Genomic DNA, 19,224 nt, shown 5'->3' on the forward strand with positions numbered 1-19,224 from the left:
GATGCAGACCTTATCGAACAAGGATAACAGTCACGCCATCCCTAAAAAGATCTGGTTTTTATGGCTACAGGGCTATGACGAAGCCCCCAAACTGGTCCAGCGCTGCTTTGAATCATGGCAGTATCACAACCCAGACTGGGAGCTTACCTTCTTAACGGAAGATAATATGGCCGATTATATTGACCTGGGGCTACCCGCAGAAAAAATGGCCAAGCTTACCCGTCCTTTAATTTCAGATTTGGTGAGATTAAAACTGCTCGCAGAACATGGCGGGGTTTGGGTAGATTCTACTTGTATCTGCAAACAACCTTTAGACCATTGGCTTGGGCAATATCTGGACTCAGGCTTTTTTGTCTTTCACCAACACGATAAAGAACGTATTTTAACCAGCTGGTTTATGGCCAGTGAACCGGGCAATGCACTGACGAGTAAAATGTATCACGGCTTTAGTGACTATTTTTTAAATAATAGCTTTTCCAATTACGGGCGATTTAAACGCCCGTTAAGAAAGCTGACCGAGAAAATACTCAATAAAAGCCCCCGCACTACACGCTATTGGTTTTCTCCCTTTGTCAGTAAAGTTCTGCGGATATCACCCTATTTTGCTATCCACTATCTGTTTGAAAAACTGGTGTTTGAAGATAGCGTGTGTAAAGCAATATGGGAGAGCACTAACGACTTCCCGGCAGTAGCTCCACAAAAGATCCGCCGTGTTGGGCCACTTACGCCCATTACTCCAGAGTTGAAACAAGATTTTGATCAGGGTATAGACCCACTGTATAAACTGAAGTACAAGTGGAGCGAGCATATTGAAAAGGGTGAAGTCGATACGGTGATCGGCTACCTGCTCAACAAAGATATTACAGCCAACCGATAAAGCCTTAGGATAACGCTGCTATGAAGATAAGATGGATGATAGCTGGCCTACTATTTTTTCATCTGAGCGAGGCAGCAGGTCTGAGCTTAAAAGGCTGGGCCTATGATTTTTATAACCCTCAAATAACACAAAACAAATACCGCTCTCTATTCAAACTTGATCAGAACTCGCCCTACCAAAACATTAGAATAACAGCGACCTATAACACCGATATGCTATTCGAGCGCTGTGACAAAGAGCCTTTTGATTTTATTCATATACCTGAGAATACCGGCTTTGAACTGATTGCACGCTGTCACTATAGAGCCGTTTTGCAATCCATCGAAAAACCGACCATTTACACCCTCAACGATTTAGGCACTGCCCCTCTAGAGAAGATAAAAACGATAGGGGTTGTTAAAAACTCACCGGCATCTCAATTTATAGCAACGGAAATGGGAAAGCTAGACAAGCAATGGCAAGTGATTGAATTCGACAATGGCGGCTCATTGATTTCTGCCTTATTCAACCAGAAAATTGATGCTCTGGTAGGCATCCCCGGTTTTATTGATTCAATTGACCAGAAATTTTCTAACAAAGTCACTACAGCTTATTCATTTAACATGACAAAAAGAACACTGATACTTATTCCTGAGCGACTTAGCTCAGAGAAATCGCAATTTATTATCCGCTCCATTATAAAAAACCAGAATACTATTTATATTAATCAGTTCAGTCCCTATCAAGCCGAAATACATCATTAATCATAAAATCTGGAATTACCTGTATGAAAACAATAATTCTCACTACCCTCTTTTGCTGCCTGATACTACCTATCAACGCTCTGGCCGGTGGCCATAAAGAAGTTCTACCGATGGTCGATATCACTGTCGATCCAACCGTTGAAGCTGAGGTGACAGCCGTTATCCATGAAACTGCCAGACGCTGGAGCTCGCAGCAGTTTTCCACTCTGCTTGAGCTCTGGGACCCCAATGAGCCTTTTCCCACCTATTTGGGCGAGGAGCAGCAACAGTGGTTTGTAGGCTGGGAGAGACTCAATGCCTACCTTGATCCACCACGCCCAAACCCGGCCGTGGAAGCTATTCGCCAGGAAATGTTTGATATTCAGGTTAAGCAAATTGCTCCTGATTTAGCGATTGCTTTTTTCTATATGCACTTTGAAATGAAGGTGATAAAAGCCAAACCCTTTGGTGAGGATATTCGCGCCAGTGCAGTGTTGCGTAAAACCGATAAAGGCTGGAAATATATTCACTGGGCGGAATCACCCAAAAACCCCAAAGTCTATATTGAAGATTTGTTTGAGCAGGATGTTAAGCCTGGCTGGGATGAGTTTTATAAGCAGGCACAAAAGGATAAAAAAGCTTATTGGAAAGAAAAGCGCGCTCGGAAAAAGGCGGCAAAAGAAGCCGCCAAGCAGTAAACCTTAAAACGTCATTGCCGGCTATGCGCATGACTGCCAGAGACAAACACTGTAGATAAGGCCAAGCCCGTAGGGTGGATTATAATCCACCGGTTATCGTGGTTTCTGACCGGGATGGGTGGATTATAATCCACCCTACAATCCGAGTTCTTATTGTCTTAAAACTCCTGCATTTCTCCGGACAGTATTGCGCTTATACAGATCGGCACTGGCCAGTATTTATATGCCCTCTCATTGTTCAGTCATTCTCGCCCCACAGAAGCAGCCACTCTGTAGCCGTTTACTCACTATTTAGCTCCAGTCATTATTACTATATAGGGTCTTTTTTCCTGAATATGCGTCGTACAAAGCCTTATGCGCGGCAAACGAAAATGTATCGTCTCGTTCAGGATAGCGTGCAATCCATTCAGTCAGCATGGCCAAATTGTCATCCTGAGCAGCTTTTGAAGGGTATTTATGCGGCTCCCATGGGCGATTCTTTGCATTTTCTATACAGAGCTCAACCGGGAGATTAGTAAATATAATCTCTGTTGCCGTAGAGACTATCAGAGCTAATAAATCGCTATAACAACCTTCAATCACCCAAGCTTTATGAGCGCTAACAAAACGACCAATCTCTTTGGATGACTGCTCAATAGGCACTCTTTCTGGGGGAGAAGTAGGTTTCCATGCGAGAGTATCCAGATCTAAATGCACCAAGCCCTGAGAATGGCTTAACTGCCTGGCCAGGGTAGATTTACCGGAGCCTGAATTTCCAAAAATAACAATCTTACTCAAACCGAACGACCTTCTGCTAAGACATTTTAATCAATACCGGGCAGCACCAGTGTTGCTGCCAGCGCTGCTTTTTCTGCTCAGCAGACTGATCGCCAAGTTTCATTTCAACAGGGGGAGCAAAGCCTAATTGACTGCTGAGATGATTAGCATTTAATGCTCCGTAAAGCTCACCGTCAATCTCAGCAGTGACAAAAATCAGTTGATCGCAGCTTGTGCACTCATGGAAGCCCGCGCTAGCAGAGCCATGCTGAACCACCTTATGCAGGCTACTATTATGAATAACGACTTCAAATCTTGAATTGGGCTTGCTGACATAAGCAGCTGACCTGGCCTGGCAGTAAGTGCACTGGCAAGCTCTCGGCACAAAGCAGTAATCAACGGTATGCCAAATAATTTCTATATTTTTGCAATCGCAGTTGCCGTATAGACTCATACTGCCTCCCGTTGACGCAAGCTTTAGTTATCTTCTGGCCCTACCCACTCGAAAGGATTGTAGGCTATTTCCCACAAGTGTTCATCCAGGTCCTTGATATATCCATGATAGCCACCCCAATCAGCGGGTTGAGCAGGCTTTACCAATATGGCACCCGCCGCCAACACTTCTGCCATTAATTGATCAACTTCCGATTCTGATGTCACATTATGGGCCAGGCTAAAAGCGTTATAACCAGTACCTTCAGCAGAAACTGTGGCATCTTTGGCCAGATCCTCTCGCTCTGACAAACCAAGCCATGTGCCGTTTAAGTCGAAAAAAGCAACCGCTGGTGCGGACTCTATCTGCGGAAAGCCAAAGACCTCACGGTAAAATTGACTGGCCTTTGCGATATCATTAACGGCAAGAGCTATCATGCTGATTCTTGGTTTCATAAGGTCTCCTTCCAGCTCGTAATTAGCAGCCTAATTTTTTAACCACGCTGACTGAATTATTGATTAAGCAAAGTACGCTCAAATAATTTGGCAATTTTGGCAAGAAATTAACAACTAAATAGCTAACAAACTTCCGGTGACCAAAGACTTTTCATTTGCGATGTATAGAGATTGGTAATAGCAGCCTCAATCTCAGCCCCCCAATCAGGCTTGCAGGGAGTCTCTACGGGGTAATACGCTTTTTTATCGACAACAATATGCTTGATCACGGAACCCTGACTGACCAGTTCGCCTTTTACCAAAGGTAATGACTGGTAGATTAACTGTCGCCCCATTCCTTGACCGTGCATCTCGGGCAATAGGGCAATCTGCTCTAACTCCAGTACTGTCTCTGCACGAAAACCACTTTTCTGTGCCCAGATAATATAACCGACTACCACCCGGTCAACTTCAGCAACAAAGCCCAGAAATCGAGGAAAGGCATTGAGATGGCACTCCAGCCATTCAAAGGAGAGCTTTTCGTGCCTAAAGGCTTCTTTGTGTACCTGTGAAGCCCCCATCAGGTCATCCCTTGTCATCAATCGTATATTCACAATAACATCCTATAGTTGCCAAATAGACTGGCTGCTAGGATCTATGAAATAAAACCGAAATGCTAGGACATAAATGACAAGAAAATTTAACATTTTTGACGGCTGGCTTAGGCATTATCACCCGCAAAAAAAAAGCCGCTCATGTGAGCGGCTTTTCAATATCCAGACAATCTATAAAACTTATCAGGCTTTTAACACCAATAAGACATCTTCTAATTCGTTGATCATTTGACGCAGCATTTGCTTGTAATCACCGGCTTCAACTTCGGTCTCTTCACCGGACATACGCTGACGCGCACCACCAATGGTATAACCCTGATCGTATAGCAGGCTACGGATCTGGCGAATTAAGATAACATCTTCACGCTGATAGTAGCGGCGGTTACCGCGACGCTTAACAGGTTTTAGATTGGGAAATTCTTGCTCCCAGTAACGCAGTACATGCGGCTTAACCGCACACAGGTCACTGACTTCGCCAATGGTAAAGTAACGCTTACCCGGAATTACCGGTAATTCGTCGTTATTGCTCGGTTCCAACATACGCTTCTACTCGTGCTTTTAGCTTCTGGCCGGGGCGGAATGTCACCACTCGTCGGGCAGAAATGGGGATCTCTTCCCCTGTTTTCGGATTGCGACCAGGGCGCTGGCTCTTGTCGCGAAGGTCAAAGTTGCCAAAACCTGACAGCTTTACCTGCTCATTGTCTTCGAGAGAGTGTCGAATCTCTTCAAAGAAGTGCTCTACCACCTCTTTGGCTTCTCGTTTATTCAGCCCTAGTTCTTCATATAGCTTTTCGGCCATTTCGGACTTGGTCAAAGCTGTCATTCACTCGCTTCCCATAACTAGTATCGTCAGCGTGATTGCCGACTTGTTTAGTTCCTTAACGTAGCGCCAAACCGGCTTTGCAGTTCTGACACCACGCGATCAACAGAGGCATTGACCTCATCTTCATTAAGAGTGCGCGAAGAATGCTGATACGTCAAGCCGAGAGCCAGACTTTTTTCTTTAAGATCAATACCTTTACCCTCATAGATGTCAAACAACCTGAGGTTACGAAGATCTTCACCGGCTACGGATTGTACGGTTTCCAGCACAGCACCCGCCTCTATCTCTCGGTTTATAAGGATAGCCAAGTCTCGGCGAACTTCCGGGAATTTTGACAGTTCTGTGAACTTTGGTAGCTCAGATTCGGTAATAGCCGACAATTTCACCTCAAACAGGTAGATTGTTTGCGCAAAACCGAGTTTTTTCTGGAGTTCGGGGTGGATAGCACCAATATAGCCAACAATCGCTTCACCCTGTTTGATAGCCGCTGTTTGCCCGGGATGTAGTGCCGGGTGCTCACCTTTGGCAAATGACAGCTCGGTATTATTACCAGCCAGAGCAATCACCGACTCAAGATCACCTTTGAGGTCATAGAAATCGACTAAGTCACCGTTTTCTGACCAGGATTCAGGCTCACGACGACCGGTAATAGCGCCCGCTAGCATAGCGTCCTGCTCTGGCAGGCCATCGGCTTGAGGGATAAAACGCAGGCCACTCTCAAAGATACGCACACGGTTTTGCTGGCGATTGAGGTTGTGTTCCATGGTATTTAACAGGCCAGGCCATAAACTGGTGCGCATAACCGCCATATCGGCAGAAATGGGGTTGGCCAGTGCTACGGTGTCATCTTGTGGGCAAATTAGCTGCTGAGCCTTAGGCTCCACAAAACAGTAAGTGATCGCTTCCTGATAGCCCTTGGCCACAAGCTGGCGACGGATGGCCTTAAGGCCAATTTTGGTTTCAGTCTTGGGCTTTAATTTCAGATCAGCAGTAATATTGGTCACCGGCAGGCGGTTATAGCCGTAGATACGGGCAATCTCCTCCAACAGGTCGGCTTCAATGGCAATATCGAAGCGCCATGAAGGTGAGCCTACACTCCAGCCCTGGTCGTTTTCAGTCACCGCCAAACCCAAGCGGGTTAGCATATCGGTGACTTCAGCTTTCTCGATATTAAGGCCAAGCAGCTTCTCGATTCTGGCTTCACGCAATTCGATAGTGGCTGAGGTGGGTAAATCCGCCGCTGAGCTGACTTCAATAACTGGCCCAACTTCACCCCCCACAATACTTTGCAGCAATTGCGTAGCACGCTCCATAGCGGTCACTTGCAGCTCGTAATCCACACCACGCTCAAAGCGGTGAGATGAATCTGTATGCAAACCGTAGTTACGGGCTCGGCCAGCAATCTTAACGGGAGTAAAGAATGCTGATTCCAGGAAGATATCTTTAGTCTCGGTATTAACAGCAGTCGCATCGCCACCCATAATACCGGCCAGGGCAACTGCTTTTTGATGATCAGCAATAACCAGGCTTTCAGCTTTCAGCTCCAGCTCCTGACCATCTAGCAAGACCAGCTTCTCACCCTGTTCTGCGTGACGAACACGGATACCGCCTTCTAACCGGTTTAAGTCGAAGGCATGCATAGGCTGGCCCAACTCTAATAAGACGTAGTTGGTAACATCCACAACAGCATCAATCGAGCGAATACCTGAGCGGCGCAGTTTTTCCTGCATCCATAACGGGCTTGGCTTAGAAACGTCAACACCGCGAATAACACGCCCTACATAGCGTGAACAATCAGCACCGGCCAAAATCTCAACAGGCAAGGTATCATCAATTTGAGCAGCAACAGGTTTAATCTCAGGAGCCGTTACTTCTGCTTTATAAAGCACACCCGCATCACGGGCGATACCGGCAATGCTTAAACAATCAGCACGGTTAGGCGTCAGATCAACTTCGATAATGGTGTCATCCAACTCAAGGTAGTCACGCAGATTAGTGCCAACCGGTGCATCCGCAGCCAGCTCCATCAAACCTTCATCCGCATCAGAAAGCTGTAATTCTTTTTCGGCACATAACATACCGAAAGATTCTACGCCGCGCAGTTTGGCTTTTTTGATCTTAAACCCTTTGGCATCGTCAGAAGGCAATATAGCGCCAACCGTTGCAAAAGGAATTTTAATACCAGCACGGGCATTGGGGGCTCCGCAAACAACCTGCACCACTTCATCGCCGCCAGCCACCTGGCAAACCCGCAATTTATCGGCATCGGGATGCTGCTCAATGGAAAGTATTTCACCGACAACAACGCCAGTAAATTCACCGGCAACATCTTCGGTACCATCAACTTCTAAACCGGCCATGGTAATTTGTTCAACTAATTCATCGGTAGAAACGTTGGGGTTTACCCATTCGCGCAGCCACTTTTCGCTGATTTTCATTGTTATCTAATCTCTAAAAAACTTAATGTTGGGTGGGTGTTAATCCATCGCTGTGGTGAAGGTGGATTATAATCCACCCTACGTAGGGTGGATCGTGATCCACCACCGGTGCTATCTAAATTGCTCGAGAAAGCGTAAGTCATTCTCGAAAAACAAGCGCAAGTCGTTCACGCCATAACGCAGCATGGCTAAGCGCTCGACACCCATACCAAAGGCAAAGCCGGTATATTTTTCGGTATCGATTTTTGAGTATTCAAATACGCGGGGATGCACCATGCCGCAACCCATTACTTCTAACCAGCCGGTTTGGCTACAAACACGACAGCCGTCGCCATTACACATCACACACTGAATATCGACTTCTGCTGAAGGTTCAGTAAACGGGAAGTAAGAGGGACGGAAACGCACCGCTAATTCTTTTTCAAAGAAGACACGCAAAAACTCTTCTACGATGCCTTTTAGGTCAGCGAAACTGGAGTTTTCGCTAATCAATAAACCTTCCACCTGATGGAACATTGGAGTGTGAGTTAAATCGGAATCACAACGGTAAACACGCCCGGGGCAGATAACCTTTAAGGGCGGCTCTGTTGCTTCCATTACTCGTACTTGCACGGGGGAAGTGTGAGTACGCAGTACTGTAGTTTCATCGATATAGAATGTATCGTGCATCGCCCTTGCGGGGTGATGCGCAGGAATATTTAACGCTTCGAAGTTATGGTAATCATCTTCGATCTCTGGGCCTTCTACGGTTTCAAAGCCAATAGCTTCAAAAAATTCTGCAATACGCTCAATAGTACGAGTAACCGGGTGCAAACCACCGGTTGCTTCGCCGCGGCCAGGCAAGGTGATATCAATGGTTTCGTTAGCCAGCTTGGCAGCAACCGCTGCGCCTTCCAGGCTGTCTTTTCGCTCACCAATTAATTCTTGCAGAGCCTGCTTAACCTTATTGATTTCAGCTCCCGCTGCCGGACGCTCTTCCGCAGAGAGTTTACCGAGACCTTTTAATAGCCCGGTTATGCTGCCTTTTTTGCCTAGGTATTCAACCCGAACGGTATCCAGCGCGGCAACATCGGTTGCGCTCGCTATGGCTTCACGGGCTTCATTGGCCAGAGACTCCAGATTTTCCATCTATTCGCTTCTCTATGTAAGTGTCTTATTTTCTGTACTGTTAAAACGACAATAGGGAAAGAGCGGCAGCCCTTTCCCTATTGTGTGGTAATGCTTAACGGTCTTGCGACCGACTCGTCATTACGCCAAGGCTGCTTTTGCTTTCTCTACGATGGCGGCAAAAGCGGCTTTGTCATGTACTGCCAAATCAGCAAGAACACGGCGATCAAGGCCGATTTCTGCTTTCTTCAGACCAGCGATCAGGCGGCTATAAGCCAAACCGTTAGCGCGAGACTGGGCATTGATACGAGTGATCCAAAGGGCGCGGAACTGACGCTTACGCTGACGACGGTCACGGTAGGCGTATTGACCAGCTTTGATAACAGCTTGCTTGGCAACACGAAATACACGTGAACGGGCACCATAGTAACCCTTGGCTTGTTTTAAAATCTTTTTGTGACGACGGTGTGCTACCACACCACGTTTTACGCGAGGCATATTAGTCTCCTAAATCTATTCCAGTGAGTGTGACGGCGATTACTTCGCACGCAACATACGATCGATAAGCACTTTATCTGAGGCGTGAACCTGAGAAGTTCCACGTAGCTGACGCTTACGTTTAGTGGTCATCTTGGTCAAGATGTGACTTTTATGGGCGCTTTTACGTTTGTAACCAGAAGAGGTCTTCTTGAAACGTTTAGCTGCCCCGCTATGTACTTTAGCTTTTGGCATCGTTAGATACTCCGCATTTGGGACTGATAAATCAGTCTAAATAGTTAAAAAAAAACAGAAGTTAATAGGCCCTATGAGCTCACTATTTACTTCTTCTTACTTTTTGGGGCAATGACCATCGTCAGCTGACGACCTTCCATCTTTGGAAACTGCTCTACAGTCCCTAACTCAGCCAGATCACCTTCGATCCTTTTCAGTAGGTCCATACCAATTTCCTGATGGGCCATTTCACGGCCGCGGTAACGTAGTGTTACTTTGGCTTTGTCCCCGTGCTCAAGGAAACGTACCAGGTTGCGTAGTTTTACCTGATAATCCCCTTCTTCCGTCCCAGGACGAAATTTCATCTCCTTAACCTGTGTCCGCACCTGCTTCTTCTTCTGAGCAGCCTGCTGTTTTTTAGCTTCGAACACATGTTTACCGTAGTCCATGATCTTACAGACTATCGGATCGGAATCTGCTATTTGTACCAGATCGAGTGACGCCTCAGCCGCAGCTTGGCGTGCTTCTTCGATGGGTACGATGCCTACTTGCTCACCTTCGGCACCTATTAGGCGGACTTCTTTGGCGTCGATCTCATCATTGATCGTGGCCCGCTTGCTTTTACCTTTTTGCTTAATCGTTAATCTCCGGTTTTGTCCAGGTTCAGTCTTCAGACCAGCTTATGAGTCTGCTTCTTCTGCAGAAGCAACACGGCCGCGTCGGGCTACGTCATCAGTGAGGAGCTGTTCAAAGGCTTCAATTGACATTGAGCCAAGGTCCTCACCATTGCGTGCACGCACGGCCACGGTCTGATTTTCCACTTCCTTATCGCCGACTACCAGCAGATAGGGAACCTTCTGAATTGTGTGCTCGCGGATTTTAAAGCCGATCTTCTCATTTCTCAAGTCCGCATCCACTCTAAAGCCCTTATTTTTCAAGGATTCGTGGACTTTTTTCACAAATGGGGACTGTTTGTCCGTGATATTGGCAATTACGGCCTGTGTTGGGGCCAACCAGGCGGGAAATGCGCCCTCGTAATGCTCGATCAAAATACCGATAAATCGTTCGAATGAACCCAATATTGCCCGATGTAACATAACCGGGGTCTGACGGGAGCCGTCTTCAGAGACATATTGCGCATCAAGGCGACCAGGCATAGAGAAATCCACCTGAATAGTGCCCAATTGCCAAATTCGCCCAATACAGTCTTTTAGAGAAAATTCGATCTTAGGGCCGTAGAATGCGCCTTCCCCGGGTAGCTCTTCCCATGGCAGGCCTTTGCTATCTAAAGCCTGCGCCAGGGCCTTCTCAGCTTTATCCCAGCTTTCATCGCTACCTACCCGCTTTTCAGGACGAGTCGACAGGCGGTAAATCACATCACTAAAGCCAAAGTCCTTATATACCGCGTGCAGGAAGTCGATAAACTGCGATACTTCCGGCTGAATCTGCTCTTCAGTGGCAAAGATATGGGCATCATCCTGTACAAAGCCACGGACTCGCATAATACCGTGCAGTGAACCCGATGGCTCATTGCGGTGACAGGAGCCAAATTCCGCTAATCGCAATGGCAGGTCACGGTAGCTTTTCAAGCCCTGATTAAATACCTGTACGTGACAGGGGCAGTTCATCGGCTTAATAGCAAAATCCCGCTCTTCGGATTTAAGCGCAAACATATCATCGCCAAATTTATCGGCGTGGCCTGATTTTTCCCACAGACTGAAATCCACCAACTGCGGGGTTTTGATCTCTTGATAGTCATTAAGGGCTTGCTGCTCACGCATATAACCCTCAATGGTCTTATAGATATTCCAGCCTTTAGGGTGCCAGAACACCATACCCGGGGCTTCTTCCTGCATATGGAACAGGTCGTACTTCTTACCCAGCTTACGGTGATCACGCTTCTCAGCTTCTTCCAAACGGTGCAAATAAGCTTTTAGCTCTTTTTTGTTGGTCCAGGCGGTACCGTAAACCCGTTGCAGCATTTCATTATTGGAATCACCGCGCCAATAGGCACCCGCCACTTTCATTAATTTAAAGGCTTTTAGCTTGCCAGTGCTAGGCACATGGGGGCCGCGGCATAAATCCATCCAGGGGCCCTGTTTATAGATAGAGACTTCTTCATTTTCAGGCAGGGCTTCAATAATTTGTACTTTGTAGTGTTCGCCCATTTCGCGGAAGGTTTTAATAGCGTGGTCACGCTCCATCACGACCCGCTCAATAGGCATATCATCTTTAACGATCTCCGACATACGTTTTTCGATTTTTGCCAGGTCTTCTTCGCTAAATGCATGACCGGAGGCAAAGTCGTAGTAATAGCCATCTTCAATAACAGGGCCGATAGTCACCTGTACACCCGGGAATAACTCTTGTACGGCCATGGCCATTAGGTGAGCGGTTGAGTGACGGATAAGGTCCAGTCCCTCTTCATCGCGCTCAGTAACAATGGCCAGCTCAACATCGCTATCAATCAGATAGGAGGTATCCAGCAGTTCACCGGCAATCTTTCCGGCAAGAGACGCTTTAGCCAAGCCTGGACCAATATCCATGGCGACATCAAAAATAGAAACGGGGTTATCGAATGAACGCTGACTTCCGTCAGGCAGAGTAATGACAGGCATTGTACTTTCCTATTTCAGTGGCGAACCTTACCAAAGCCCGCGTGAACATGTTGTTTTATTATCGGTATTGCTAGCTGGTAAAAGAGGCTGACACTCTACCAGAGCGAGGTGGTTTGTAAAGATGGAAGATTAACATTTGTCAGTAGGGTGGATTAAAATCCACCCCTGTGACGCAGTGATGGTGGTGGTGGATTGCAATCCACCCTACGACGGGGTTAAAGAATGCTTTTAATTGCTGTAACTAAAGCCTGCATCTCTTTATCCGTGCCAATGCTAATGCGTAAATACTCTTCTATACGGGGCTTCTGGAAATAACGCACCAATATCTTATGCTCACGCAATTGGGTAAATAATGCCTCTGCACTAATGCTATTGGGCTTGGCCATCACAAAGTTGGTCATTGAGGGCAATATATCAAAGCCCAAAGCCTGCAACTGCTGCACTGTCCACTCTCGGGTAGTGATAATCTTCTGGCAGCAGTCATTAAAATAGTCCACATCCTCTATAGAAGCGGTAGCAGCCAACTCTGCCAGACGATCTATAGAATAGGGATTAAAGGAGTTTTTGATGCGCTCCAGGGCCTCAATTAAATCCGCATGACCAAGAGCATAACCGACACGGCTACCCGCCAGGGAGCGAGATTTGGACAGGGTCTGGATCACCAGCAAGTTAGGGTAGCTTTCAAGCAAACTGGCTGCCGACTCAGAACCAAAGTCAACATAGGCCTCATCCACAATCACAACGCTATTGGTATTCGTTTTTAACAAGCTCTCAATACTATCAAGGCTCTTACCTACGCCAGTAGGTGCATTCGGGTTGGGAAAAATAACACCGCCGTTGTCACGCTGGTAATCCGCCAGGTTAATTGAGAAATCCTCCGCTAATGGCAGCTCAATATAATCGATACCATAGAGGCCACAATAAACCGTATAAAAACCATAGGTGATATCGGGAAACAGGATGGGCTTACTGTGTTTTAGCAAACCCTGAAAAGCAAAAGCCAGAATCTCGTCAGAGCCATTACCCAAACAGATTTGCTTTTCATTTAATGCAAAATGCTTTGCCAGTGCCTGCTTTAAACGGCTATTGGATGGGTCAGGATACAAACGCAGAGCATTAATCGCCTCATCATTAATAACCTGCAACACTTTAGGTGAGGGCGGGTAAGGGTTTTCGTTGGTATTCAGCTTAATTAAATCCTGTACCTTCGGCTGCTCACCGGGCACATAGGGGTGTAATCCCTGGACAAAATCACTCCAATAGGGAGAAGTCATAAAAACCCTTTTACTCTGCTAGATCGCTAAAAGAAAAAGGGAATTATACAGGGCTTGGCTGCTTTGTAATCACTCTTTTCGTGATCACAGCAAAGAAATTATGACCGGTAAACAAAAGCAGCGAGCCAGTGCCCGCTGCTTTTAAGTTTGTGGCTATAGCCTGCCACTGTATAACCCTTCAATACAGCCAATACTTATTCGCTATCAATGCTTTTACGCTTGATCAAGGCCATACCAATCAGCGCACTGCTAAATAGCAACAGTGAACTTGGAACCGGAACGAAAGCCGGAGGATTGGGTGACACCACAAAATCTATACTCTTCTGTGTAAATGTCTCATCAAACTCAATAAAACCATAGTCTTCATGCTCACCTTCAATACTTAAATCCAGCTTAACATCAAACTGATCAGCTTTTTTCTGGCTAATATCCAGACTCATAGACATATCACCAACGAACAGAGAATCACTACCATCGGCTGTTAAATCAAACTCATATTTGATCTTCTCATCTTCCATAATGAATGAACTGTCACTGATGGTGAAATCAAACACCTGACCTTGTTCATCAGTAATATATAAATTACTGGGACCGTCAAAACAGGCGATTTCTTTTTTCTTATCGCACACCACCTCACTCCCTGGCAGGGTTTCAATACCTACGCTAAAGCCATTCTCACCAGTCACTTGATAATACTCTGCATGCGCGGCAGTGCTGGCCAGCAATAGGCTGAGAGCAAATAGTTGGATTAATTTATCCATAGCATATCCCTTCTGTTAGTCATTGTTTGGATTACTGCCCTTAAGACAGGGAAGCAACGAGGCTCCGATCGAAGAGTATGCCCCCACACAACATGCATCCAATGACTATTTAAAATACAAAAAATGACTTAGGGTAATATGTAGATAAGCCAACATCATGGCCTGCCCACCCTTGCGTGAGGCGCCAAAAATTTTGTCGCTTGGCATTTTATCGCCTAGTGTTAAGATGGCCTTCCAGCATGGTTGGCCCAAGCAGTATTGACCAACTGACTCAATTCACCTTAGGCCATTTATGTCAAAACAAGACAACAGCAATGACACAGAAGAGATTTCCCCCAGCTTTGCCTTTGAGCGCTTTCTAAAATTCTGGCGCAGTGTGCATAGCCTCAGCCAGGAAGAACTGGCTTTTAGAGTTGATAGTTCCCCCCGCCATATTAGCCGCCTGGAGAATGGCAGCAGCCGCCCCAGTGAAAACCTGGTAATTGAAATTTCCAAAGCCATGAATTTGGGGCGCAGAGATAGTAACCATCTATTAATTTCCGCAGGCTATGCACCAATAGAACCCAAAGTAGACTTTCATTCACCCGAGCTAAAATGGCTACGCAAAGCCATGACCAAAACCCTGCGTGCACTGGACCCCTACCCCACTGTGCTGCTGGATAGGTCAACCAATATTGTGATGGTTAATCGAGCCTGGGTAGGCTTTTACTTAAACCACTTAAGCCAACAATCGCTGGATGAAGTCAGCAACCACTATGACTTTCTCTTTAGCCGCGAAGGGGTGGGTAATATGGTGAGTAACTGGGAAGATACCTTGTCGGTTATTCTGATGTCGCTAAAACAGATTGCTCTATTCTCGGATAGCGAAGAAGACCATCAACTGCTTGAGCGGCTTAAGCAGCACCCCAGTGTCCCCGAAGACTGGCAGCAAAGAGGGGCCGCCTTGGAGCCCATGGCAAGCTTCCGTGTGCAAATGACGCTTAACGACACCATCCATCGCTTTTTTAGTGTTAGCAGCACAGTGGGAGCACTGGGGCCAAATGCCTACACCTCAGAGCCCAACCTCTCCATTCACACTCTCTACCCGGAAGATGACGACCTGGACTTATCAACCATGATTAACCCAGAACTTAAACACCCGCTGCTGTTTTATTAAGCCAGGGCTTAAGCCACTAGACATGCTGTGTCATGGCCTCTGGCCAGTATTTCGGTAATATATTGCCATTCTCTGGTATCGCCCAAGGACTATTCAGGCGCATTGTTACCAAAACTCCCCCATGGGCTTAGCTCACCGAGGCAGATTTTATGAAGCAGCTATCAGCAGTCGACGCCGGATTTATCTTTAACGAAACCCCTACCGCCCCCCAACATATTGGCGGCCTAGGCATTTATGACCCCTCTACCGCCCCCGGCGGCAAAGTTCGTTTTAAGCAGATTATGGAAAACACCTTAAAGCGTAAGCACCTGGCGCCATTGATGCGCCAGCGCTTAGCTGAGGTGCCCTTTAATGCCGACTTTCCTTATTGGATTAATCAAGAGAGCTTTGACCCGGAATTTCATATTCGCCATATTTCTTTACCGGAACCGGGTGATTGGCGCCAACTCTGTATTCAGGTTGCCCGCATTTATGCTCGCCCATTAGATCGCAATAAACCGCTGTGGGAAATGTATGTCATTGAAGGCCTGGATAATGTCGAAGGTATTCCCAAGGGCTGCTATGCCGTTTTAACCAAGGTCCACCACGCTTGTATCGATGGCACTATGTCCAGCGATATTGGCGCAGCCTTTGCCGACCTGGAACCGGTACCCGATGCCAGCCGTGTCCCCCCTCCCGGCCCCTGGGATATTGATAAAGACCCCACCGATGCCGAGCTACTAGGCATGGCTAATTTTAATAACCTAACCAAACCGCTACGTTTTTTGGAAACCCTGGGCGCCACTGCACCTAAAGTTCAAGAAGCTCTGGCCATGTTAAGCGAAGGAAAAATCAAACTGCCTGAGCGCGCACCAAGAACACGGTTTAACGGAACCGTTAGCAGCAGCCGGGTATTTGAAGGTGTGCAATTTGATCTGGATACTATTAAGCAAATTAAAAATGCCGCAGGCGGTACCGTCAATGATGCCATGCTGGCTATTTGCAGCGGGGCGATGCGTAATTATTTGCTGGAAAAAGATGAGCTACCCAGCCAATCACTGGTGAGTATGTGCCCGATTAATACCCGCTCGGCAGCCGTTGATCCCGGCCATACCGAAACCGGTAACGATGTCTCCTCAATGTCTGTAGCGTTAAGAACCGATATTGCCGATCCTAAAGAGAGAATGCTGGCCATCTGCCAGGAAACCCGCAGCGCAAAAGAATTAACCGCCGCCATTGGCGCAAAAACCATGCTGGAATATTCTCAGTATATGCCCACCAGCCTGACCTCTTTAGGGGCCAAGTTAGCCGCGGAGCAAGGTTTGGCCAATCATATGGACCCGGTTTTTAATACCGTAACCACCAATGTACCGGGGCCACCGATTCCGCTTTATAGCAATGGCGCTCATTTGGTGACCAGCTTTGGTCTGGGTATTGCTCAGGATAGCTGCGGCTTGTTTCATTCAATCAGCAGTTACTGTGGCCAGGCCACTATCGGTGTCACCTCTTGCCGCGAAATGATGCCGGACCCTGCCCATTACGCGGATTTATTACGCGAATCACTCGCAGAATTAGTCGCGGTTTTTTTAGCGCCGCAACCCACCGCACAAAAAAAGACCAGCAAAGCAAAAGCCACGCCAAAGAAAGCTAAAGAAACTGTGAAAAAGACCAAAGCGCCCGCTACTAAAGCGAAGAAAAAAACCGTTAAATCAGAGTCTGAAACCCATAGCGCTAAACCTGCCAAAACGAAAAAAAAGGCGGCTAAAAAAACAACAAAGAAGAAAGAAGATCAATCATCTCTCTTTGACAATGTGAATGGCGTTACGCAGAATGAGGATAGTTCGCCAGATAATACCGAGCTCCATTAGAGGCTCGGTTATCACCAATAATCACAACCAACAATCATAAGAAAGGCTAAAATAATAATGACGAAAACCCAGATTAGTGAACAGGAAAAACCTAACGATTTTTTGTTTTACAGCGAAGGTATCCGCGCCATGGGCGAGATGATGTCGCTACCCTTTTCACTACCGCTGTTGCGTCTTGCTCCCAAAGGTGATGGCCACACCGTAATGATTATCCCCGGCTTTACCGCCGATGACGATTCCACCCTATCACTAAGACGCTTTCTCTCCGATATGGGCTATGACGTTCATGGTTGGGGACTCGGTGTAAATAAGGGTGCCAGAGAAGAACTCTTTCGGCTGTGTGCTGAAAGGATTGAAGCACTCTATAAAGAGAGCGGTCAAAAAATCACACTGATAGGTCAGAGTCTTGGGGGTATTTATGCCAGAGAACTGGCAAAGTTAACGCCTTATATTCGACAGGTTATTTGCTTAGGCAGCCCCGTTGACCGACGCAATGGTGACGGCTCTCGTATTAGCGCGCTGTATGAATATATGAACCGCGAATATATGGCTGACTTTGACAATGAGTTCCTTGAGCAAACAGCTACTGCCCCTGATGTCCCTTGCAGCATGGTATATAGCCAGTTAGATGGTATCGTACATTGGTCAACTTGCCGCCAGAATAAGCCCAGCGACTGTGCTGAGAATATTGAAGTCTATAGCAGCCACAGCGGTATGGGATTTAGCCCTGCCATTTATTATCTATTAACCGATCGGTTGGCCCAGAAAGAAGGAGAATGGAAGCCCTTTAATTCGCCACTATGGCTAAAAGGTGCATTTCCTGAACATCTGCACTAGGGTGCAGCTTAAAAAAAGGGGGCTTAATAGCCCCCTTTTTTTAAAACTTTGGCAGTGAATCAAGATACTTTTTCAGCAAATCTTCTGCCGTGGGAATACCAGGACTAGAAAACTGTTTAAGGTGTGAGCGAACTTTATCCTGCTCTTTTAAGAAGGCAAGAATCTGCTGCTCTATCAGCGGGCCTATCACGGTTGCAAACTGATCACCGTAAAAACGAATTAACTCCTCCAATATACGATTGGTCAATAATGACCGCTGCCCTTCAGATTCCAGCTCCGTGACTATCTGCATTAAAGTCCCGCGGGTTAAATCATCCCCGGTTTTACTATCCACCACCTGAAAGGGTTCATAGTTCAACACCATTTGCCGTACATCCTCTAATTTGATGTAAGCACTGGCCGAAGTATCGTAAATACGGCGGTTGGGATATTTCTTCAGAATTTTCACTTTTGAGCCCTTGAGTAAAGTGGCGCGATTATAGCCCAGCCAAATACCCCTAGATACAGGAAAAATATTGCGCAATGCGTCATAATATTTTGCATTTGCACCAAATATTTTAAAATATGTTTAATTATCAAATACTTATATTATTGTGCAAAGCACAAAAAAAGCTTGACACCCTTTCCTATCATCCCTAATATACGCCTCATGTTGTGCAGCGCACAAATTTAATTGAAACGCTTACCGGAGCTCACCATGAACAACTTTGAAGAGATTACTACAGCCATTCAGTCACTGTCTGACAATCAGGCCAAATCTGTTGAGCTACAAACTGCTTATTACACCGACCTTGCCAAGCAAGTCACTGACAGCGCTACTGAGCTGGCTGAGCAAACTCGCAACCACCTTGAAGAGATTGCTAAGGCAACCACCTTTAGCGGCGCCTTTGCAGCCAATATTAAATTTGAAGATAGCATTAAAGCCAAAGTAAGCGGCTTTTACCAAAGCAATGCTGACGCGACTAAAACGCTGGTCGAAGAGATCACTAAGTTATACAGCGCTGAAACAGCTGAAGCTCCCGCCGCTACAAAAGCCCCTAAGGCTGCCAGCAAAAAAGCGGCTTAATTTTTCTGCCCTTCCCGCGCAGGCGGGAATGACAAACAACCACAAAAGGTAA

The 19,224-nt window shown here is 46.6% G+C and carries 22 protein-coding genes; 7 read left to right on the forward strand and 15 right to left on the reverse strand.

Annotated elements, in window-relative coordinates; all coding sequences use genetic code 11:
• Nucleotide 1: 1 nt before the first annotated feature.
• Genes BST96_RS01395 through BST96_RS01405 form a run of 3 tightly spaced genes read left to right on the forward strand, consistent with a single transcriptional unit; the run spans nt 2 to nt 2,297 of the window.
• Entirely contained in the window at nt 2-877 is an 876-nt protein-coding gene (locus BST96_RS01395; protein WP_085756965.1) for a capsular polysaccharide synthesis protein, read from the forward strand.
• Between the two features lie 20 nt (nt 878-897).
• A complete protein-coding gene (locus BST96_RS01400) occupies nt 898-1,620 on the forward strand; it encodes a type 2 periplasmic-binding domain-containing protein (RefSeq protein ID WP_157117813.1) in 723 nt (240 codons plus the stop codon).
• 23 nt (nt 1,621-1,643) lie between these two features.
• Nucleotides 1,644-2,297, forward strand: coding sequence for a nuclear transport factor 2 family protein (locus BST96_RS01405; protein ID WP_085756967.1), 654 nt, complete (start codon nt 1,644-1,646; stop codon nt 2,295-2,297).
• A 291-nt stretch (nt 2,298-2,588) separates the two neighbouring features.
• Here BST96_RS01405 and BST96_RS01410 read toward each other — a convergent pair whose 3' ends face one another.
• The 14 genes from BST96_RS01410 to BST96_RS01475 all read right to left on the reverse strand — a co-directional run bounded on the left by BST96_RS01410 (nt 2,589) and on the right by BST96_RS01475 (nt 14,266).
• Nucleotides 2,589-3,074: a P-loop NTPase family protein gene (locus tag BST96_RS01410; RefSeq protein ID WP_085756968.1), complete on the reverse strand. Its 486-nt coding sequence runs from the start codon at nt 3,072-3,074 to the stop codon at nt 2,589-2,591.
• A 16-nt stretch (nt 3,075-3,090) separates the two neighbouring features.
• The gene (locus BST96_RS01415) at nt 3,091-3,507 is read right to left on the reverse strand and encodes a hypothetical protein (RefSeq protein ID WP_085756969.1); all 417 of its coding nucleotides are present in this window, start codon (nt 3,505-3,507) and stop codon (nt 3,091-3,093) included.
• Between the two features lie 23 nt (nt 3,508-3,530).
• A complete protein-coding gene (locus BST96_RS01420; protein WP_085756970.1) occupies nt 3,531-3,941 on the reverse strand; it encodes a VOC family protein in 411 nt (136 codons plus the stop codon).
• 122 nt (nt 3,942-4,063) lie between these two features.
• Nucleotides 4,064-4,534, reverse strand: a complete 471-nt coding sequence (locus BST96_RS01425) for a GNAT family N-acetyltransferase (RefSeq protein WP_085756971.1) — start codon at nt 4,532-4,534, stop codon at nt 4,064-4,066.
• Between the two features lie 183 nt (nt 4,535-4,717).
• Nucleotides 4,718-5,074: a MerR family transcriptional regulator gene (locus BST96_RS01430; RefSeq protein WP_085756972.1), complete on the reverse strand. Its 357-nt coding sequence runs from the start codon at nt 5,072-5,074 to the stop codon at nt 4,718-4,720.
• The gene (gene ihfA / locus BST96_RS01435) at nt 5,055-5,357 is read right to left on the reverse strand and encodes an integration host factor subunit alpha (RefSeq protein ID WP_085756973.1); all 303 of its coding nucleotides are present in this window, start codon (nt 5,355-5,357) and stop codon (nt 5,055-5,057) included. Before ihfA ends, BST96_RS01430 begins: the two co-directional genes overlap by 20 nt.
• Before the next feature lie 47 nt (nt 5,358-5,404).
• Nucleotides 5,405-7,795, reverse strand: a complete 2,391-nt coding sequence (pheT, locus tag BST96_RS01440) for a phenylalanine--tRNA ligase subunit beta (protein ID WP_085756974.1) — start codon at nt 7,793-7,795, stop codon at nt 5,405-5,407.
• A gap of 111 nt (nt 7,796-7,906) precedes the next feature.
• Nucleotides 7,907-8,923 (reverse strand): phenylalanine--tRNA ligase subunit alpha, encoded by a 1,017-nt coding sequence (gene pheS / locus BST96_RS01445; protein ID WP_085756975.1) that lies wholly within the window; start codon nt 8,921-8,923, stop codon nt 7,907-7,909.
• 120 nt (nt 8,924-9,043) lie between these two features.
• Nucleotides 9,044-9,400: a 50S ribosomal protein L20 gene (rplT, locus tag BST96_RS01450; protein ID WP_085756976.1), complete on the reverse strand. Its 357-nt coding sequence runs from the start codon at nt 9,398-9,400 to the stop codon at nt 9,044-9,046.
• 39 nt (nt 9,401-9,439) lie between these two features.
• Nucleotides 9,440-9,634, reverse strand: coding sequence for a 50S ribosomal protein L35 (rpmI, locus tag BST96_RS01455; protein WP_085756977.1), 195 nt, complete (start codon nt 9,632-9,634; stop codon nt 9,440-9,442).
• Nucleotides 9,635-9,720: 86 nt separating this feature from the next.
• Entirely contained in the window at nt 9,721-10,287 is a 567-nt protein-coding gene (gene infC / locus BST96_RS01460) for a translation initiation factor IF-3 (protein WP_476703808.1), read from the reverse strand.
• Between the two features lie 6 nt (nt 10,288-10,293).
• Complete coding sequence (thrS, locus tag BST96_RS01465) at nt 10,294-12,231, reverse strand: threonine--tRNA ligase (protein WP_085756979.1); 1,938 nt, start codon at nt 12,229-12,231, stop codon at nt 10,294-10,296.
• Nucleotides 12,232-12,446: 215 nt separating this feature from the next.
• Nucleotides 12,447-13,505, reverse strand: a complete 1,059-nt coding sequence (hisC, locus tag BST96_RS01470) for a histidinol-phosphate transaminase (RefSeq protein WP_085756980.1) — start codon at nt 13,503-13,505, stop codon at nt 12,447-12,449.
• Nucleotides 13,506-13,699: 194 nt separating this feature from the next.
• A complete protein-coding gene (locus BST96_RS01475; protein WP_085756981.1) occupies nt 13,700-14,266 on the reverse strand; it encodes a PEP-CTERM sorting domain-containing protein in 567 nt (188 codons plus the stop codon).
• Between the two features lie 292 nt (nt 14,267-14,558).
• On the opposite strand from BST96_RS01475, the gene BST96_RS01480 reads away from it, so the two are divergent.
• The 3 genes from BST96_RS01480 to BST96_RS01490 all read left to right on the forward strand — a co-directional run bounded on the left by BST96_RS01480 (nt 14,559) and on the right by BST96_RS01490 (nt 18,106).
• Nucleotides 14,559-15,422: an MmyB family transcriptional regulator gene (locus BST96_RS01480; RefSeq protein ID WP_085756982.1), complete on the forward strand. Its 864-nt coding sequence runs from the start codon at nt 14,559-14,561 to the stop codon at nt 15,420-15,422.
• A gap of 149 nt (nt 15,423-15,571) precedes the next feature.
• On the forward strand, nt 15,572-17,269 hold the full coding sequence (locus BST96_RS01485; RefSeq protein ID WP_085756983.1) for a WS/DGAT/MGAT family O-acyltransferase: 1,698 nt from the start codon (nt 15,572-15,574) through the stop codon (nt 17,267-17,269).
• Nucleotides 17,270-17,326: 57 nt separating this feature from the next.
• Nucleotides 17,327-18,106 carry an esterase/lipase family protein gene (locus BST96_RS01490; RefSeq protein ID WP_085756984.1) on the forward strand — a complete coding sequence of 260 codons (780 nt, stop codon included), beginning with the start codon at nt 17,327-17,329 and terminating at the stop codon, nt 18,104-18,106.
• Between the two features lie 40 nt (nt 18,107-18,146).
• Here BST96_RS01490 and phaR read toward each other — a convergent pair whose 3' ends face one another.
• Nucleotides 18,147-18,554, reverse strand: a complete 408-nt coding sequence (phaR, locus tag BST96_RS01495) for a polyhydroxyalkanoate synthesis repressor PhaR (RefSeq protein WP_169713858.1) — start codon at nt 18,552-18,554, stop codon at nt 18,147-18,149.
• A 249-nt stretch (nt 18,555-18,803) separates the two neighbouring features.
• On the opposite strand from phaR, the gene BST96_RS01500 reads away from it, so the two are divergent.
• A complete protein-coding gene (locus BST96_RS01500; protein WP_085756986.1) occupies nt 18,804-19,172 on the forward strand; it encodes a hypothetical protein in 369 nt (122 codons plus the stop codon).
• Nucleotides 19,173-19,224 lie beyond the last annotated feature (52 nt).

This window comes from Oceanicoccus sagamiensis (assembly GCF_002117105.1).
Lineage (GTDB): Bacteria > Pseudomonadota > Gammaproteobacteria > Pseudomonadales > Dasaniaceae > Oceanicoccus > Oceanicoccus sagamiensis.

Excerpts from the sequence above, each read along its gene's own strand:
- BST96_RS01400 (WP_157117813.1), top strand. The coding sequence starts at position 898 with ATGAAGATAAGATGGATGATAGCTGGCCTACTATTTTTTCATCTGAGC.
- pheS (WP_085756975.1), bottom strand. The coding sequence starts at position 8,923 with ATGGAAAATCTGGAGTCTCTGGCCAATGAAGCCCGTGAAGCCATAGCG.
- BST96_RS01485 (WP_085756983.1), top strand. The coding sequence starts at position 15,572 with ATGAAGCAGCTATCAGCAGTCGACGCCGGATTTATCTTTAACGAAACC.
- BST96_RS01475 (WP_085756981.1), bottom strand. The coding sequence starts at position 14,266 with ATGGATAAATTAATCCAACTATTTGCTCTCAGCCTATTGCTGGCCAGC.
- ihfA (WP_085756973.1), bottom strand. The coding sequence starts at position 5,357 with ATGACAGCTTTGACCAAGTCCGAAATGGCCGAAAAGCTATATGAAGAA.
- BST96_RS01430 (WP_085756972.1), bottom strand. The coding sequence starts at position 5,074 with ATGTTGGAACCGAGCAATAACGACGAATTACCGGTAATTCCGGGTAAG.
- BST96_RS01490 (WP_085756984.1), top strand. The coding sequence starts at position 17,327 with ATGACGAAAACCCAGATTAGTGAACAGGAAAAACCTAACGATTTTTTG.
- rpmI (WP_085756977.1), bottom strand. The coding sequence starts at position 9,634 with ATGCCAAAAGCTAAAGTACATAGCGGGGCAGCTAAACGTTTCAAGAAG.
- BST96_RS01420 (WP_085756970.1), bottom strand. The coding sequence starts at position 3,941 with ATGAAACCAAGAATCAGCATGATAGCTCTTGCCGTTAATGATATCGCA.
- pheT (WP_085756974.1), bottom strand. The coding sequence starts at position 7,795 with ATGAAAATCAGCGAAAAGTGGCTGCGCGAATGGGTAAACCCCAACGTT.
- BST96_RS01405 (WP_085756967.1), top strand. The coding sequence starts at position 1,644 with ATGAAAACAATAATTCTCACTACCCTCTTTTGCTGCCTGATACTACCT.
- hisC (WP_085756980.1), bottom strand. The coding sequence starts at position 13,505 with ATGACTTCTCCCTATTGGAGTGATTTTGTCCAGGGATTACACCCCTAT.
- thrS (WP_085756979.1), bottom strand. The coding sequence starts at position 12,231 with ATGCCTGTCATTACTCTGCCTGACGGAAGTCAGCGTTCATTCGATAAC.
- BST96_RS01480 (WP_085756982.1), top strand. The coding sequence starts at position 14,559 with ATGTCAAAACAAGACAACAGCAATGACACAGAAGAGATTTCCCCCAGC.
- rplT (WP_085756976.1), bottom strand. The coding sequence starts at position 9,400 with ATGCCTCGCGTAAAACGTGGTGTGGTAGCACACCGTCGTCACAAAAAG.
- BST96_RS01395 (WP_085756965.1), top strand. The coding sequence starts at position 2 with ATGCAGACCTTATCGAACAAGGATAACAGTCACGCCATCCCTAAAAAG.
- BST96_RS01415 (WP_085756969.1), bottom strand. The coding sequence starts at position 3,507 with ATGAGTCTATACGGCAACTGCGATTGCAAAAATATAGAAATTATTTGG.
- BST96_RS01500 (WP_085756986.1), top strand. The coding sequence starts at position 18,804 with ATGAACAACTTTGAAGAGATTACTACAGCCATTCAGTCACTGTCTGAC.